Raw genomic sequence first — 16,631 nt, 5'->3', positions numbered from 1 at the left:
TTTGATATATAATACAAATTATAGATTGATACACTCGCCACTTTTTTTAATCTCTCAGGGTTTAATTCCCCGAAGCTCTGCTTCGTGATATACTACTTGAATGGAAGAAAGCAGTTATATACATAAGAGTCATAATGTCACAGTACTAATATATCATTTAGAACGCCGGCAAAGTATAGAAGAGTAATATTCAATCAAGCACTAGATGATTATTTGTGTAAAATTTGTGAGCACATAGAAGATCGTTATGAAATTAGATTTTTAGAAATAGGAGTAGATAAAGATCACGTACATTTTTTATTACAGTCAATACCAATGTATAGCCCAACAAAAATAACTCAAATCATAAAAAGTATTACTTCTAAGAAAATGTTTGAGAAATATCCAAATCTTAAAACCTGAATTCTGGATTAGCTAATTTTGAGATATAGCAGGTTTGTGAGGTTTCATACAGTATGCAATTAGGGCGGATAAGATATGTACAAAGGCATTCCAAATTGATCTATGTCTTGTATGTTCGATCTCGAAAGCACCCTTCAGCACACTAAATACTGTTTCGATAATTGAGCGTTTGCGTAATAATATTTTTTCAAATAATGGCATAAGTTTATTCTTCATTTTCTTCTTTATGCCAGTTACTAACTTGATTCCTTTGCTGTATAGATCATCAAAGAGCTCCTGTTTTATATAACCCTTATCGCCAAACAATAATCCCGTGATATGTTTGGTGATTATCGAAACCGGCGCTCTATCATCTACATTACCAGGCGTTAGTTTTAGACCTTGAATCTCACCTTTTTCGTTAATAACCAAATGTAATTTTAGACCAAAAAACCAACTTTTTGTTGTTTTACCCAAAGCAGCAATACCGGCAAAGACTTTATTACGAGAGATTCTTTTTCGATGACAAACCTCTAAAGATGTGGCGTCAATATAAGAAACTCCCGTAGATTGAGCTGCCTGCATATACCATTCAAGTAATAAAACTAAATAACTCAGAACTCTTGGTTTTAGAGCTATAAAACGAGTATATGATGGAAGAGTTACAAAGTCTGATTTATATAATTGTAGATAGGACATATAAAAATATTTAAAGTTTTTACAAGGTGATTGATGGTATAAAAGCACTATTGTTAACAGCTCAGAATAGCTTATTTCAGGCTTTCTTGTAGGGTTTTTATTAATTAATGGTAGAAATGATTTATTAATCCACTGCTCGCTAATTTTACAAAAATCATCGACAAAACAAAATAATGCAGTAATATCTTTCTTCATGGGGATACTCTTGTTTTTTTGCTAAAAATTATATAGAGTATCTTCTATCCCTTGTAAATACTTACTTCCAAACCTAGATTAATCCAGAATTCAGGTTTAAAGAAAAATTATGGGGAAGTGAGTTTTGGAGTAAAGGATATTTTATGAGCACAGTAGGTAAACATGGTGATGAGCAGAAATTACGTAATTATGTACAGAATCAAGGTTCAGGCAAACCTTCTTATAAAGCATTTCAACAAAAACAGTTAAAGCTTTTTGGATAGATACCTCGTAGCTCTGCTGCGAGGAGCATCATTTTTGCTATATCTCGCTTTATGCTGGATTCCCGCCTACGCGGGAATGACATATAAGGTTACCTAGTCCGTCCGCCAAAACTCTACAAGCCTTATAGATAATATGGTTTTAAGACAAGAAGTAATACAACAATCCGTAAGAAAATGATAAAATATGGTCATAAACCTTATGGATTTCAGTCAATGCCAATAGACAACATTATCAAATCGCAAGAACAAGGGAAACTGTTTGGTTATAAATTAAAATAAGAATTAAACCCAAATAATAAGCTATATAAATTAAGAGAATTAATAAATTGGTCTAGGCTCGAAGAGTGGTTATCAAAAAATGTTTGTATTAAGAAATTTGGTAGAAATAGAAAATGTCATAGAGTGATGCTTGGCATAACGATGCTACAAGCAATGTATAATTTTTCAGATTCATTATCAGAGGAAGAGCTAAAAGAGAATATGTATTGGCAGTATTTCTGCGGGTGGGAATATATAGAAAAAGACATAGCTATCTCGGAAACTAGTATACGACGGTTTCGTAGTGTATTAGGTGAAGCTGGATATAATGAGATATTATCGGAGTTGATCAGGGTTGGGATAAAAACTAACACAATTAAAAAAAAAGATTTGGAATTAATCATCGCTGATACGACTGTACAAATTAAGAATATCAAACACCCACACGATGTTTATTTAATGGATAAAGCTAGGCTTAGCATAGTAAAGCTTTGCAACAGTTTGGGTATACTTGGGTATACATTTGAATGAAACATACGCTAGAACCTATAAACGCGATATAGTAAAGCTATGGAAATATAAAGAACATAGTAAAGCCAAGAAGCGTTGGAAAATAATGAAGCATTTAAAAATATTACTGGGTCGTTTGATTAGAGTATGTGAGCGTGAGATCAAAAATAAGCAATTAAACTTGTCTCTCAAAAATCAAGAAGTATTGCAAAAAATAAAACAAATACATAACCAATCTGTTTTAAAAAGAGAAGCTAAAAAGCAATATAAAGAAGATAACAAAGTATTATATAGTTTTCATGCCCCTGAAGTAGAGTGTATAGGAAAGGGAAAACGCAACAAGCCATATGAGTTTGGCAATAAAGTAGCGGTAGTAGTAAGTGGTCGTAGAAATTTTGTTTTATCCGCAAAATCGTTTCATAATAATCCTTATGATGGTCATACATTGCATCAGAGCTTTGAAGCAGTAGAGAGTGTCACTGGAATCAAGATAAAGAAATCATTTGTTGATCTTGGGTATAGTGGTAGCAATGTAAAGGAGAAGAGTAAGGTATATACCCCAAAAACGCGGAAGAAGTTGTTACAAGAGGACAAGTCTATGATCAAGAGACGCAGTGCCATAGAACCAATAATAGGTCACTTAAAGCAATATGGTCGGATGGGTAGAAACTTCTTGAAAGGTATGATAGGAGATATTATCAATCCAATAATCTCTGCTATTGGTTTGAATTTACGATGCATTGCAAATCATTTACAAATCGTGTCTAACTCCACATAAATCAAAAATATCATCATGCAAAAACTAGATGAACGATAAAAAATCGTTAACAATAGCTCCATATCAAAATTAGACCAACACAGAAATGTATCAGTAAAAATTAACATAACTTATTAATTTTTATTGAAAATCTTAGCAATTTGTTGTCAAAACTCTATCCCATTACAAATGATCAGGATTTGAAGTGTTTTTGGCGGATAGACTATATAGTCCGTCCGCCAAAACTCTACAAGCCTTATAGATAATATGGTTTTAAGACAAGAAGTAATACAACAATCCGTAAGAAAATGATAAAATATGGTCATAAACCTTATGGATTTCAGTCAATGCCAATAGACAACATTATCAAATCGCAAGAACAAGGGAAACTGTTTGGTTATAAATTAAAAGAAGAATTAAACCCAAATAATAAGCTATATAAATTAAGAGAATTAATAAATTGGTCTAGGCTCGAAGAGTGGTTATCAAAAAATGTTTGTATTAAGAAATTTGGTAGAAATAGAAAATGTCATAGAGTGATGCTTGGCATAACGATGCTACAAGCAATGTATAATTTTTCAGATTCATTATCAGAGGAAGAGCTAAAAGAGAATATGTATTGGCAGTATTTCTGCGGGTGGGAATATATAGAAAAAGACATAGCTATCTCGGAAACTAGTATACGACGGTTTCGTAGTGTATTAGGTGAAGCTGGATATAATGAGATATTATCGGAGTTGATCAGGGTTGGGATAAAAACTAACACAATTAAAAAAAAAGATTTGGAATTAATCATCGCTGATACGACTGTACAAATTAAGAATATCAAACACCCACACGATGTTTATTTAATGGATAAAGCTAGGCTTAGCATAGTAAAGCTTTGCAACAGTTTGGGTATACATTTGAATGAAACATACGCTAGAACCTATAAACGCGATATAGTAAAGCTATGGAAATATAAAGAACATAGTAAAGCCAAGAAGCGTTGGAAAATAATGAAGCATTTAAAAATATTACTGGGTCGTTTGATTAGAGTATGTGAGCGTGAGATCAAAAATAAGCAATTAAACTTGTCTCTCAAAAATCAAGAAGTATTGCAAAAAATAAAACAAATACATAACCAATCTGTTTTAAAAAGAGAAGCTAAAAAGCAATATAAAGAAGATAACAAAGTATTATATAGTTTTCATGCCCCTGAAGTAGAGTGTATAGGAAAGGGAAAACGCAACAAGCCATATGAGTTTGGCAATAAAGTAGCGGTAGTAGTAAGTGGTCGTAGAAATTTTGTTTTATCCGCAAAATCGTTTCATAATAATCCTTATGATGGTCATACATTGCATCAGAGCTTTGAAGCAGTAGAGAGTGTCACTGGAATCAAGATAAAGAAATCATTTGTTGATCTTGGGTATAGTGGTAGCAATGTAAAGGAGAAGAGTAAGGTATATACCCCAAAAACGCGGAAGAAGTTGTTACAAGAGGACAAGTCTATGATCAAGAGACGCAGTGCCATAGAACCAATAATAGGTCACTTAAAGCAATATGGTCGGATGGGTAGAAACTTCTTGAAAGGTATGATAGGAGATATTATCAATCCAATAATCTCTGCTATTGGTTTGAATTTACGATGCATTGCAAATCATTTACAAATCGTGTCTAACTCCACATAAATCAAAAATATCATCATGCAAAAACTAGATGAACGATAAAAAATCGTTAACAATAGCTCCATATCAAAATTAGACCAACACAGAAATGTATCAGTAAAAATTAACATAACTTATTAATTTTTATTGAAAATCTTAGCAATTTGTTGTCAAAACTCTATCCCATTACAAATGATCAGGATTTGAAGTGTTTTTGGCGGATAGACTACCTACACCTGAATAAAATATAACATTTTTTTAAAACTGTCCGGTACTATAGAATAAATCACGGGATGACAGGGGAAAATGATCCACGCAGGCAATGCCTCTTCGCAATGATGATTTCTTTATTTTAAATTAGACCAGATGCGGTTTTTGGCAATATAGAAGAATATAGTAAACGCTACTAAAAACATCATAACTTTAAGCCCCATAGATTTACGATGTTCCATTTCCGGCTCGGCTGCCCATTGTAGAAATACTGCAACATCGTGGCTCATTTGCTCAACACTTGCATTAGTGCCGTCCATATAAGTCACCTGCCCATCTATTAGAGGAGGGGGCATTGCTATCTGACCGCCTGGGAAATACGGATTATAGTGAGCACCATTCATTAGCTTGAATCCTGTAGGCGGTTCAGCATAACCGGTAAGTAGTGAATATACATAATTCGCTCCATCATGGCGGGCTTTTATTATCAATGATAAATCAGGCGGATGAGCACCATTATTAGCCGCTCTTGCTGCCTGCTCATTTGGATAAGGCGATACAAAATGATCAGATGGAAGAGCAGGGCGATCAAACATCTCACCATCATCATTCGGACCATCCTTTACTGTATAATTTTTAGCAATTTCTTTGATCTCTTCTTCAGAAAAGCCAATATCCTTAAGATTACGATAATATAGATTGCTTAAGCTGTGGCAAACGCTACATACTTCTTTATAGACCTGAAAACCTCTTTGTGCGGCTTCACGATCAACACTGCCACGCAATCCTTCAAAATGCCATTTCATTTTTTTGGGATGTAACGCTTCCTCATTGGCTAAGCTTAAAGCAGAGGTTAATATTATGATGATAGAAGTAAGTAGTTTAGTTTTCATATAATTTTTTTGACCGTCATTGCGAGGAAAAATTGAAAATTTTGACGAAGCAATCTCAGGAGTTTATTATTGTTTTATGAGATTGTTGTATCAAGATTTTATCTTTTATTGCAACAATATTTTTATTTATAGAATAATTTCATTATATAAATCATCCCAGTTTGTATTTATTTGTTCTAATGATGCTCCTCGCAGCAGAGCTACGAGGTATCTATCCAAAAAGCTTTAACTGTTTTTGTTGAAATGCTTTATAAGAAGGTTTGCCTGAACCTTGATTCTGTACATAATTACGTAATTTCTGCTCATCACCATGTTTACCTACTGTGCTCATAAAATATCCTTTACTCCAAAACTCACTTCCCCATAATTTTTCTTTAAGATTTGGATATTTCTCAAACATTTTCTTAGAAGTAATACTTTTTATGATTTGAGTTATTTTTGTTGGGCTATACATTGGTATTGACTGTAATAAAAAATGTACGTGATCTTTATCTACTCCTATTTCTAAAAATCTAATTTCATAACGATCTTCTATGTGCTCACAAATTTTACACAAATAATCATCTAGTTCTTGATTGAATATTACTCTTCTATACTTTGCCGGCGTTACTAAATGATATATTAGTACTGTGACATTATGACTCTTATGTATATAACTGCTTTCTTCCATTCAAGTAGTATATCACGAAGCAGAGCTTCGGGGAATTAAACCCTGAGAGATTAATTTAATCTTTTTATTTCTTGAATCAGCCTTAATTTGTTTTTCTTTATTTATTGCCGAATCCATAGTTCTGAAGTTTTGACAAAAATTCTAATTTTTCTGACTAAAGTAAAAATTTATATTTAAAGTTAAATATTTAGTGCTTTTATCAGCTTAAAAGCGATATTTCTACAATTTAAAGTAAATTATTTGATATATAATACAAATTATAGATTGATACACTCGCCACTTTTTTTAATCTCTCAGGGTTTAATTCCCCGAAGCTCTGCTTCGTGATATCATAAGAAACAACTAAAACTTTTTTAGATACCTCGTAGCTCTGCTGCGAGGAGCATCATTAAAAATTTTTTGTCAAAACTTCAGGTTTGATGAAGCTCATAAAATACTAATATTTTACAATTATATTTTTTACTAAAACCTTTAATGTTTTCGTTTTTATGTTGGTATATTCTTTTTATAAGATTAGAGGTTACACCGGTATAAATTATACCATTTTTTTTATTAGTAGTTATATATACAGCTGGTTGTTTCATAAATTTGTATAATACAAAAACGTCATGACCTATACTTCCTGAGATTGCCACGCCACTTTCAGTGGCTCGCAATGACTTTTATATTTCAATAACGGTTCTACAACTCCTCCGGTAGTGGTAGTGGTTTCTCATATTTACCTATCAATGGCAAAGCTACTAGAAAATGGAAGAAGTAATAACAAGCAGCAAAACGGCTAATGGTAATATACGGCTCTTCTGCAGGTTGCCCGCCTAGATAACCGAGCAATAAGCAATCTGCTATAAATATCCAAAAAGCAATACGATATATTGGTCTATAGTTGGCACTTCTTACCTTTGAAGTATCTAGCCAAGGTAATAAGAATAACACAAATATACTGCCAAACATTAGTAGTACACCGCCAAGCTTAGACGGCACAGCACGCAATATCGCATAAAATGGCAGAAAATACCATTCAGGAACAATATGAGCAGGTGTAACTAGCGGGTTTGCAGGAATGTAATTGTCCGGATGACCTAAATAATTCGGCTCATAAAAAATAAAATAGGCAAATATTATGAAATAAACCCCAAAACCAACGAAATCCTTAATCGTATAATAAGGATGGAAAGAAATCGTATCTTTAGAGCTTTTAACATCAATACCTTTCGGATTATTTGAACCATGTTGATGCAATGCTACTAGATGTAGCATTACAAGAGCAACGATAACAAAAGGCAATAAATAATGCAGTGAAAAGAATCTGTTTAACGTTGGGTTATCCACCGAAAAACCACCCCACAACCATGTCACAATCGATTTACCGATTAATGGAATAGCTGAGAATAGATTAGTAATAACTGTTGCACCCCAATAGCTCATTTGCCCCCAAGGTAGCACATAGCCCATAAAAGCAGTAGCCATCATGGTTAGGAAAATGATTATACCGATATGCCACAGTAATTCCCTCGGTGCTTTGTACGAGCCATAATATAGTCCTCTTGCTATATGTAAATATACGGCTGCAAAAAACATTGAGGCACCAACAGCATGAGTATAACGCAGTAACCAGCCATAATTAACGTTACGCATGATTTTCTCAACGCTATCAAAAGCATGATCAACATGCGGCGTATAATGCATTGCAAGTATAATACCGGTAATTATCTGAATTACTAACGCAATGCCGGCAATAGAGCCTAGATTCCACAAATAACTAAGGTTTTTTGGGGTTTGATAATGGCTAAAATGCTTTAGAAAAGAGAAGACTGGAAGACGGTAATCTATCCACTCTATAATAGCATTAGTCTTTCCAGTTTTTGGGGTAATGTTGTCGCTCATAGGTAATTACCCGATTCTAATTTTTTTGTCGCTAATAAAAGTGTAGGGCGGTACTGCTAAATTTAAAGGTGCAGGACCTCTTCTTACTCTACCTGATGAATCATATTGTGAACCATGGCACGGGCAGAACCATCCGTCATAATCACCTTGATTTGCAAGTGGTACGCAACCTAAATGTGTACAGATACCAATTGTTACTAACCAATTATCATGCCCAGCTTTTACACGATCTTGATCTTCTTCAGGATCAATAAGCTCTGACATTTTTACAGCCCGTGCTTCAGCAATTTTATCTGGAGTGCGGTTAGTAATGAATACCGGTTTTCCTTGCCATTTAACTGTAACTGTTTGACCTACAGCGATATTTGATAAATCAACTTCAATTGATGATAAGGCAAGAACATCGGCTGAAGGGTTTAAAGAATCAATAAGAGGCCAAAGCGTACATGCAGCTCCAACTGCTGCAACGCTACTAGCCGTTAAGACCATGAAATCACGACGTGAGGTTTTAGAGCGATCCTCAAACTCTACTTTGTTATCGTTATTAGTATCTTCAGTATCTGACATATTTAGTTTGTATTCGTATTATTACCATTATCATAAGGATTTACTATTGGGGCACGCGGTTCGGGAACAAGTGCCATCACCCTCGCCACCATCTTCAGGCTTGTTAATAAGCCTTTCTACACCTTGCTGTAATTTTTGCTCTCCTGTACCTTCTTTAACTTCATATTTTCCTGGATCACCTAAACAATTCCAAAAGTTAACTAAATTATCCCAATTAGGACCAAGTTTTACAGTACAATTTTGAGCAATAGCTTTACTAGTATCTAATATCTCAACTGTTGTTCTGTCAAAATAGTCTATAAAGCCGATTTTCTCAAGCCCTTTTACTACATAAAACAATACAATTAATGATGCAACGGCTATCATTATATACCATTTGCTAATAATACCCCATAAGAAAACACCCATAGGATTAGCCGCAATTAACCTTCGTAGAGCCTGCCACATATTATTTTCTCAAAAAAAATTTATTATCTTATCTTATACTATTATGCTAGTAAAAATAAAGAAAATAATCATGTTATGCTGTAAATATTTCTGATTAAATATGAACTTAAGACAAATGAAATAGGTAAAATTACTAAATTAATACCTATCATAATGAAAATTAATTGTAAATTACTATCTTGTAGCACTAACCCCGTCATTATAATACTGGGAATTAGTAAAGGCATAATAAATATGCCGATAAAATTAGCATTAACCTTAAAATAGCTTTGCATACTACCCGATAACACTACTAAGCTACTTGATAAAATTAATACAAGCCAGACGCTAATAAAGAAAAATGTTATTTCTAGTAAGGTTTGGCTGAAAAAAATATAAATAATAGGTAACGTTAAAATTATCCCTATCGTACTACTTATAAATATCGCAAAAAATTTGGCTAGTACTATTTTAGTTGAATTAACTATAGATAACATTAATTCTAAGCTTCCATCTTCTAAGTCAGACTTAAATATAATAGAAGAAAAACCAATCAATGAAATTAATAAACAAATTACCGAAAAGATTAAGCCGAATTTCTTGATATCTTCATGGCTGTTGATTAAAGTAGTGCTAATAATACAAAATAGAAAAAATATAATTAGATATTTAATCATATTATTGATACGATTCTGCACTATAAATTCACGTTTAATTAGTAAAAACAAGCTATTCACAATTGTTAAATGAGTTGTAAATTGAATACATAATAGCGGCAACTGTTAAGCCTATGCCTATCTCTACAGCAAATATTCCTATATGTTGAGCAGTTAGACTATCGTTAACAAAATTTGTTAGAGAATAATAGTTTAAGTAATTATCATTAAAAAATAGCGATATCACACCGGTAAATCCGTATATCATAACACCTAAAGCAGCAATAATTATTAGCGTATTTACTGAAAAATATCGATGTAATTTTTGGCTACCATATACTAGATCATAAGCAATAAGAGAGGAGGCAAATATAACACCCGCTTGAAATCCGCCTCCAGGTGATGCTTCCCCATTAAGCTGAATATATAAGCTATATAGAATTATATAAGGTACTATAAAAATAGAGATGTTTTTTGTTATTTTTGTCATCCCATGACCTGACCAGGGGATATTGTATTGCATACTGTGTTCTACATCATTTTTTCTTGAAAATACTAGCAGCACAGAAATTCCAGCAATTAAAATTACGCTAGTTTCGCCTAAGGTATCATATCCTCTATAGCTAGCTAAAATGGCTGCTACAAAAGATGGTACTCCAATATCCTTACTGGTATTTTCTACATAATATTTAGTTAGATGTGTGTGGAGCAAGGCTTGTTCATCTCCATAATCTGGTAATTCAAGCCCCATATAAATAAGAGTTGCTACAAACAATAAACATATTAAGCTTGCCGGAATGATTCTAGTCCTTTGGATTATTTTTAAATTAGAGGGTAATTTTCGTAATAAATTTAAATATACGCAGGTTGATAGGCACGCTCCAAGGGCTGCTTCAGTCATCGCAACATCTGGTGCATCCATAAGTAAATAAGATACACCAATTAATAAGCTAAATGCCGAGGTATATATTATTGCTTCCAATAAATCTTTAGCTAAAATGATTTTAATTGAAATGATAACGAGTAAAAAAACAATAAGATTAAGTAGGTAATTACTGAGATCAAAATTTAAAAGCATAAACATTGTCTTACTTTTTCCTAGATTCCTGCTTTCGCAAGAACGACATTGAACATAGTGACCCTTTACCAAGAGCGTGAGTTGCTACCGGATTTAATAAGAAAATTAATAGAGCAGCTAAAAGTAGCTTAAAGCAATTAAAAAGGTTTCCTGCAAGGCATGCAAAACCTATTAAGCAAATCGGTACCCCAAAGCTTTCAATAACACTTGCGGCGTGCAATTTTGTATAAAAATCAGGGAAACGAAAAAAACCGATAATACCTGAAAATATAGCGAACAGCCCAATAATTACCAATAATATTCCAATGTAAGATAATATCATATTTTTATTTTAAGTAGGAGAAAGCAACATTGTTATGTGGATTGAAAAGCATATTATATCGTTCTCGCTTAAGGCTTGCCTGCGTGGATACCAAATCGTCATTGCGAATGAGCGAAGCGAGTGTGGCAATCCAGGGAAAATAATAAAAAATACTAATTTTATTAGTATTTTTAACTGGCTCTAGTTCATAAATCACGGGATGACAGAGGAAAATGATCCATGCAACAAAGCTTTTTTCGCAATGACGATTCCTGATCTATGCGGGGCAAATCCTAAATGTGGATGACATTATCCATGAAAATCGGCTCTGTCTCATCAATTGTGTAAATTTCGTGAACCATTAAATTCTACCATCAAATTTGATCATAAAATGAGCCATAGCTTCATTCCAATTGGGGATAGGCATAGACCATTTTTTGGTAATATAATCAATTGTCAGATATAAAACTTTAAATACTGCGTCATCATTTGGAAAGATGCGTTTATTCTTAGTAACTTTTCTCAATTGGCTATTCAGCGATTCTATCGCATTTGTAGTGTAAATAATCTTACGAATCTCCTTTGGATATTGCAAGAAAATTATCAAATTATCCCAATTATTATACCAAGATTTAGCTATATGCGGATATTGCTTACTCCATTTTTGATCAAATGACTCAAGAGCTAATTCTGCTTCTTTTTCAGTAGCAGAAGGGTAAATTCCAGTATTAATTAAGCCAGATTTATATTTTCTTCCCATACCTCATTGGGTGTTTTATAACCGAGCACTTTTCTTGGTAAATTATTTAAAAAATCCTCAATTTCTTGTAATTGCTTTATTGTTAATTTTTTTATATCTAAAGATTTAGAGTATACTCTGTGCACCATTGAGTTAATCTTCTCTATCAATGGTTTTTGCCATGGAGAATAAGGATTGCAAAAATATACTTTTCGTTCAGATTTTGGCAATAGTTGTTCATGATTGGTAAATTCTTTGCCATTATCTAACGTTATGCTTTTGATTATATGCGACAATTGTTTAAGTTTTTTATTCATGTTACCAATCACATCTTGTGTTCTTTTTGAACGGTTTAAAGTGAGAAACACTTTTTGTGTTCTGATATCCACAAGAGCGCCTATATTACGACTTTGATTACCTTTGTTAAAAGTTAAATCACCTTCTAAATGACCTATTGCTGCTATCTTTCTATTTATCTCTGGTCTTTCAGTAATGGAAACTCGATTTGGTATTGTAATTCTTTTGTTTCTGATTCTTGTACCATGATGCAACCTATTTTTCCTTTTTCTTGCTAAAGATAAATATAATTTTTGCCTTTGTGCTATAGGAGATGTATAAATAAACTGGTATATACTCTCTGTAGAAATATTGACAGTATCTCGTGATAGTTTACGTCTACCTGAAATTATATCTGGTGAAATACCCTGTGTTAACTGCTTTATTATTTCTGCTCGTAAATTATTATCAATATCTAATTTTCTTTTTCTCTTACCTTGCCTTAAACTGCAAGCAAGTGTGTGAGCCCTATCTGGTCTATAATTATGCCTCATTCTCTTGAGTTCATAACATATAGTGCTTTTATCACGGCCAATCTTTGTCCCTATATATCGCGAGCTATAACCACTCTTATTCATTTCGTATATTTTAAATCTTTCATCTATCGTTAAATGAGCCATGATATATCTATATTTAATGATGCTCCTCGCAGCAGAGCTACGAGGTATCTAAAAAAGTTTTAGTTGTTTCTTATGATATCACGAAGCAGAGCTTCGGGGAATTAAACCCTGAGAGATTAAAAATGGATTATATCTGGCTTAATTAATTATAGAACTTTCCCTATTATAGGTTCAAATTTACCTTGTCTGTCTCTTGGAACATTTATCTCTATAGTACCATTCTCACTAATCAGATTCTTACTAAAACTACCATTCCTCGCATTCTCAGTTTCAGCTCTATCATACTTGCTATAACCTAAATGTTCTGACATCTCAGCATGCAGTGCTCGCTCTAAAATACCCTTGGTTAATTCCTTAATTAATCCATTCTGACTTAGTACTGTTCAGGAGTTTCGCACTTAGCAAAAAGTATGTTAATCTAGAGAAAAATAGTTTTAGATAAAAATGACAAGAACAAAATGTAGCAAGGACTTATATAAATCATTTTTACAAGCAAGTAGTGTCAGATATACTAGCAAGGCATTATCTTGTAGAAGTTAAGATTTGATCTTACAGACGCTATAAATTTTGCCCCTGATTGTCAGTTAAATTTTGACTGTCAGATACATATTCAAGATACAAGATTTCATTATTCTTTTCAACAGCTAATTTCTTACTATCCTTAAAAGTTTGCATAGGAGTTTTTCCATAACAATATTTACCAGAATGAGGTCTTTCATTATTGAAATACTCTAGCCAGATATCAAGATCTAATTGTAGGTCATCAAGAGCTGTATAAATCTTTTTCCGCATAGCTGTATCAAAGAATTCTTGTTTCATGGTTTTATTAAAACGCTCACACATACCGTTTGTTTGAGGAGAATATGCTTTAGTAGTAGTATGCTCTATACCTTCGATACTTGGAAAGTTCTATAAATGATGCTCCTCGCAGCAGAGCTACGAGGAGCATCATTTAAATATAGATATATCATGGCTCATTTAACGATAGATGAAAGATTTAAAATATACGAAATGAATAAGAGTGGTTATAGCTCGCGATATATAGGGACAAAGATTGGCCGTGATAAAAGCACTATATGTTATGAACTCAAGAGAATGAGGCATAATTATAGACCAGATAGGGCTCACACACTTGCTTGCAGTTTAAGGCAAGGTAAGAGAAAAAGAAAATTAGATATTGATAATAATTTACGAGCAGAAATAATAAAGCAGTTAACACAGGGTATTTCACCAGATATAATTTCAGGTAGACGTAAACTATCACGAGATACTGTCAATATTTCTACAGAGAGTATATACCAGTTTATTTATACATCTCCTATAGCACAAAGGCAAAAATTATATTTATCTTTAGCAAGAAAAAGGAAAAATAGGTTGCATCATGGTACAAGAATCAGAAACAAAAGAATTACAATACCAAATCGAGTTTCCATTACTGAAAGACCAGAGATAAATAGAAAGATAGCAGCAATAGGTCATTTAGAAGGTGATTTAACTTTTAACAAAGGTAATCAAAGTCGTAATATAGGCGCTCTTGTGGATATCAGAACACAAAAAGTGTTTCTCACTTTAAACCGTTCAAAAAGAACACAAGATGTGATTGGTAACATGAATAAAAAACTTAAACAATTGTCGCATATAATCAAAAGCATAACGTTAGATAATGGCAAAGAATTTACCAATCATGAACAACTATTGCCAAAATCTGAACGAAAAGTATATTTTTGCAATCCTTATTCTCCATGGCAAAAACCATTGATAGAGAAGATTAACTCAATGGTGCACAGAGTATACTCTAAATCTTTAGATATAAAAAAATTAACAATAAAGCAATTACAAGAAATTGAGGATTTTTTAAATAATTTACCAAGAAAAGTGCTCGGTTATAAAACACCCAATGAGGTATGGGAAGAAAATATAAATCTGGCTTAATTAATACTGGAATTTACCATTAGAGGTATATGTTATCGTATTCATAGTCACAATTCTGGAAGTAATAATAGTGTGGTCCCTTTTTGATTGACAATGACAACTATAAAGTAAGTGCATATTTAAATAACAGACCAGCCATTGGAATTACTAAGAATCAGTTAACTATATTGGTATAGAATGCATTGAATGGCATGACCCAATATGGTTTAATAGACTGCTGTATACTAGATAAATATTCATTTCCAATAATTACCATTAAAATCAGTAATTAATAAGTGAGAATGAGTGGTTAAAAACTAATTGATATTATTAAAAGCTAGATATTATGGCAAATCATCCAAAAAAATTGGTTATGTATTCAATTTGTTGATTAGTCTTAAACAACTTCTCGTACACCTTATTATTGGGTACTGAGATTATATCTAGAACTATTATATTTAACCTCAACCTAGGGGATTTTATCCGTGATACTCAGACTTCTAACTCATTTTGTATCTTAAGTATTATGGGTAAAAAAGTATAAACAACAAATTGAATACATGACCAAAAAATTAATAAAATAACTTATAAAGATAATGAGCAAAAAATCAATTATGCCAGAAATTTCTGTTAAAAGTACTAAGGAGCAAATTTTAACTGCCTATAATGAGGTGTTAGCTAAGTTGAATGATAAACAACTAGCTACCCCTCAAGAACAGAAAAAACAACAAGAGAAACAAGAGTTGGTAAGTAAGGTCAGCTCTGATTCATCTGATAGTATATTAACTGAATTAAGTAGCTTAAAATCTAAAACTATCAAACAGATTGATAATTTATCAGAACAATTATTGAGCGAATTTGAAAAATTGGCTAATTTGCGAGAAGCTATTATTTTGGAGCAACAACATTTGCAGGAATTATACCAAATTAATGAAACAGCAAATAGTTTGTCAGCTTTATTACAAGCACAAGCTGAGCAAAAAGAGCGTTTTGAGCAGGAGATGAGTCAAAGAAAACAAGATTTTGAACAAGATATAAATAGTCAGAAATTGCATTGGCAACAACAACGAGCAGCACTTGAACAAGACTATAAGGAACAGAAAGAATTGCTTAGCAAAACTAGAAAACGTGAGGAAGAAGAATATAATTATACTTTAGAGTTAAAACGTCGTAAGGAACTTGATGAGTATAATAATAAACATATTTTAATTGAAAAAGAGTTGTCAGAGTTAAAAGATAATTTACTAAAACGAGAAACTGATTTGGCAACCAAAGAACAGGAATATGTTTCATTAAAAATGCAAATAGATGGCATGGCAGATAAGATAAAAGAAGCAGTTTATACTGCCGAAGAATTATTACGTAACCAATTATTACAACAATATGATTTTGAAAAACAACTAACACAAAAAGAATATAATGGCATATTACAGCTAAAGGAGCAAAGCATTATCTATCTTGAAGATAAAATCAAAAAACAAGAAAACACTATCCAAGAACTAACTGCTAAAGCCGATCATGCAACGCAACAAGTACAATCTATAGCGTGCCGAGCCCTAGACACTTCAGGTCAACGCTTCGTAAGCTTAGCTACCAATAAACAGGAAGAAAAAGGCTAATCTACAACTAAG

The 16,631-nt window shown here is 32.7% G+C and carries 17 protein-coding genes and 4 pseudogenes; 7 read left to right on the top strand and 14 right to left on the bottom strand.

The features are described 5' to 3' along the window. Positions 1–100 precede the first annotated feature (100 nt). A pseudogene (gene tnpA, locus AAHI98_RS04095) lies at positions 101–378 on the top strand (IS200/IS605 family transposase); the annotation flags it as partial. Positions 379–414: 36 nt separating this feature from the next. On the opposite strand, the gene AAHI98_RS04090 reads toward tnpA (AAHI98_RS04095), so the two are convergent. Next, entirely contained in the window at positions 415–1,275 is an 861-nt protein-coding gene (locus AAHI98_RS04090) for an IS982 family transposase (protein WP_342225125.1), read from the bottom strand. Positions 1,276–1,352: 77 nt separating this feature from the next. Between AAHI98_RS04090 and AAHI98_RS04085 the strand changes: the two genes are divergently transcribed. The 4 genes from AAHI98_RS04085 (at position 1,353) to AAHI98_RS04070 (ending at position 4,733) form a co-directional block, all read left to right on the top strand. Then, complete coding sequence (locus tag AAHI98_RS04085; protein WP_342225367.1) at positions 1,353–1,538, top strand: transposase; 186 nt, start codon at positions 1,353–1,355, stop codon at positions 1,536–1,538. Between the two features lie 321 nt (positions 1,539–1,859). After that, complete coding sequence (locus AAHI98_RS04080) at positions 1,860–2,327, top strand: transposase (protein ID WP_342225366.1); 468 nt, start codon at positions 1,860–1,862, stop codon at positions 2,325–2,327. Next, the gene (locus tag AAHI98_RS04075; protein WP_342225124.1) at positions 2,308–3,084 is read left to right on the top strand and encodes a transposase; all 777 of its coding nucleotides are present in this window, start codon (positions 2,308–2,310) and stop codon (positions 3,082–3,084) included. The genes AAHI98_RS04080 and AAHI98_RS04075 overlap by 20 nt, the downstream gene beginning before the upstream one ends. A gap of 287 nt (positions 3,085–3,371) precedes the next feature. Further along, positions 3,372–4,733, top strand: a complete 1,362-nt coding sequence (locus AAHI98_RS04070) for an IS5 family transposase (RefSeq protein ID WP_342224717.1) — start codon at positions 3,372–3,374, stop codon at positions 4,731–4,733. A 323-nt stretch (positions 4,734–5,056) separates the two neighbouring features. Here AAHI98_RS04070 and AAHI98_RS04065 read toward each other — a convergent pair whose 3' ends face one another. From AAHI98_RS04065 to AAHI98_RS04005, 13 genes and pseudogenes are all read right to left on the bottom strand, one after another. Further along, complete coding sequence (locus AAHI98_RS04065) at positions 5,057–5,812, bottom strand: cytochrome c1 (protein WP_342225123.1); 756 nt, start codon at positions 5,810–5,812, stop codon at positions 5,057–5,059. A gap of 211 nt (positions 5,813–6,023) precedes the next feature. Continuing rightward, the gene (gene tnpA / locus AAHI98_RS04060; protein WP_342224823.1) at positions 6,024–6,482 is read right to left on the bottom strand and encodes an IS200/IS605 family transposase; all 459 of its coding nucleotides are present in this window, start codon (positions 6,480–6,482) and stop codon (positions 6,024–6,026) included. A gap of 410 nt (positions 6,483–6,892) precedes the next feature. Then, the gene (locus tag AAHI98_RS04055; protein WP_342225365.1) at positions 6,893–7,066 is read right to left on the bottom strand and encodes a GIY-YIG nuclease family protein; all 174 of its coding nucleotides are present in this window, start codon (positions 7,064–7,066) and stop codon (positions 6,893–6,895) included. Between the two features lie 97 nt (positions 7,067–7,163). Further along, positions 7,164–8,366 (bottom strand): cytochrome b, encoded by a 1,203-nt coding sequence (locus AAHI98_RS04050; RefSeq protein WP_342225122.1) that lies wholly within the window; start codon positions 8,364–8,366, stop codon positions 7,164–7,166. A gap of 6 nt (positions 8,367–8,372) precedes the next feature. Continuing rightward, complete coding sequence (gene petA, locus AAHI98_RS04045) at positions 8,373–8,933, bottom strand: ubiquinol-cytochrome c reductase iron-sulfur subunit (RefSeq protein WP_012152012.1); 561 nt, start codon at positions 8,931–8,933, stop codon at positions 8,373–8,375. A gap of 30 nt (positions 8,934–8,963) precedes the next feature. After that, positions 8,964–9,380, bottom strand: a complete 417-nt coding sequence (locus tag AAHI98_RS04040; RefSeq protein WP_342225121.1) for a DUF2670 domain-containing protein — start codon at positions 9,378–9,380, stop codon at positions 8,964–8,966. Between the two features lie 68 nt (positions 9,381–9,448). Then, on the bottom strand, positions 9,449–10,096 hold the full coding sequence (locus AAHI98_RS04035; protein ID WP_342225120.1) for a heme exporter protein CcmB: 648 nt from the start codon (positions 10,094–10,096) through the stop codon (positions 9,449–9,451). Beyond that, positions 10,089–11,099 carry a DUF4040 domain-containing protein gene (locus AAHI98_RS04030; RefSeq protein WP_342225119.1) on the bottom strand — a complete coding sequence of 337 codons (1,011 nt, stop codon included), beginning with the start codon at positions 11,097–11,099 and terminating at the stop codon, positions 10,089–10,091. Before AAHI98_RS04030 ends, AAHI98_RS04035 begins: the two co-directional genes overlap by 8 nt. Before the next feature lie 4 nt (positions 11,100–11,103). Next, the gene (locus AAHI98_RS04025; protein WP_342225118.1) at positions 11,104–11,415 is read right to left on the bottom strand and encodes a Na+/H+ antiporter subunit G; all 312 of its coding nucleotides are present in this window, start codon (positions 11,413–11,415) and stop codon (positions 11,104–11,106) included. Between the two features lie 340 nt (positions 11,416–11,755). Beyond that, a pseudogene (locus AAHI98_RS04020) lies at positions 11,756–12,115 on the bottom strand (transposase); the annotation flags it as partial. A gap of 11 nt (positions 12,116–12,126) precedes the next feature. Further along, positions 12,127–13,089 (bottom strand): IS30 family transposase, encoded by a 963-nt coding sequence (locus AAHI98_RS04015; protein WP_342225116.1) that lies wholly within the window; start codon positions 13,087–13,089, stop codon positions 12,127–12,129. A gap of 161 nt (positions 13,090–13,250) precedes the next feature. Beyond that, positions 13,251–13,463 (bottom strand): annotated as a pseudogene (locus AAHI98_RS04010) (transposase); the annotation flags it as partial. A 184-nt stretch (positions 13,464–13,647) separates the two neighbouring features. Further along, a pseudogene (locus AAHI98_RS04005) lies at positions 13,648–13,995 on the bottom strand (integrase core domain-containing protein); the annotation flags it as partial. A gap of 63 nt (positions 13,996–14,058) precedes the next feature. Here AAHI98_RS04005 and AAHI98_RS04000 point away from each other — a divergent pair. Together AAHI98_RS04000 and AAHI98_RS03995 are read left to right on the top strand one after the other, a co-directional pair. Further along, entirely contained in the window at positions 14,059–15,021 is a 963-nt protein-coding gene (locus AAHI98_RS04000; RefSeq protein WP_342225116.1) for an IS30 family transposase, read from the top strand. Between the two features lie 575 nt (positions 15,022–15,596). Then, on the top strand, positions 15,597–16,619 hold the full coding sequence (locus AAHI98_RS03995) for a coiled-coil domain-containing protein (RefSeq protein ID WP_342225115.1): 1,023 nt from the start codon (positions 15,597–15,599) through the stop codon (positions 16,617–16,619). The last annotated feature ends 12 nt before the right edge of the window (positions 16,620–16,631 follow it).

This window comes from Rickettsia endosymbiont of Urophora cardui, assembly GCF_964030725.1.
Taxonomy (GTDB): domain Bacteria; phylum Pseudomonadota; class Alphaproteobacteria; order Rickettsiales; family Rickettsiaceae; genus Rickettsia.
This window is presented reverse-complemented; position numbering and strand designations above follow the sequence as displayed.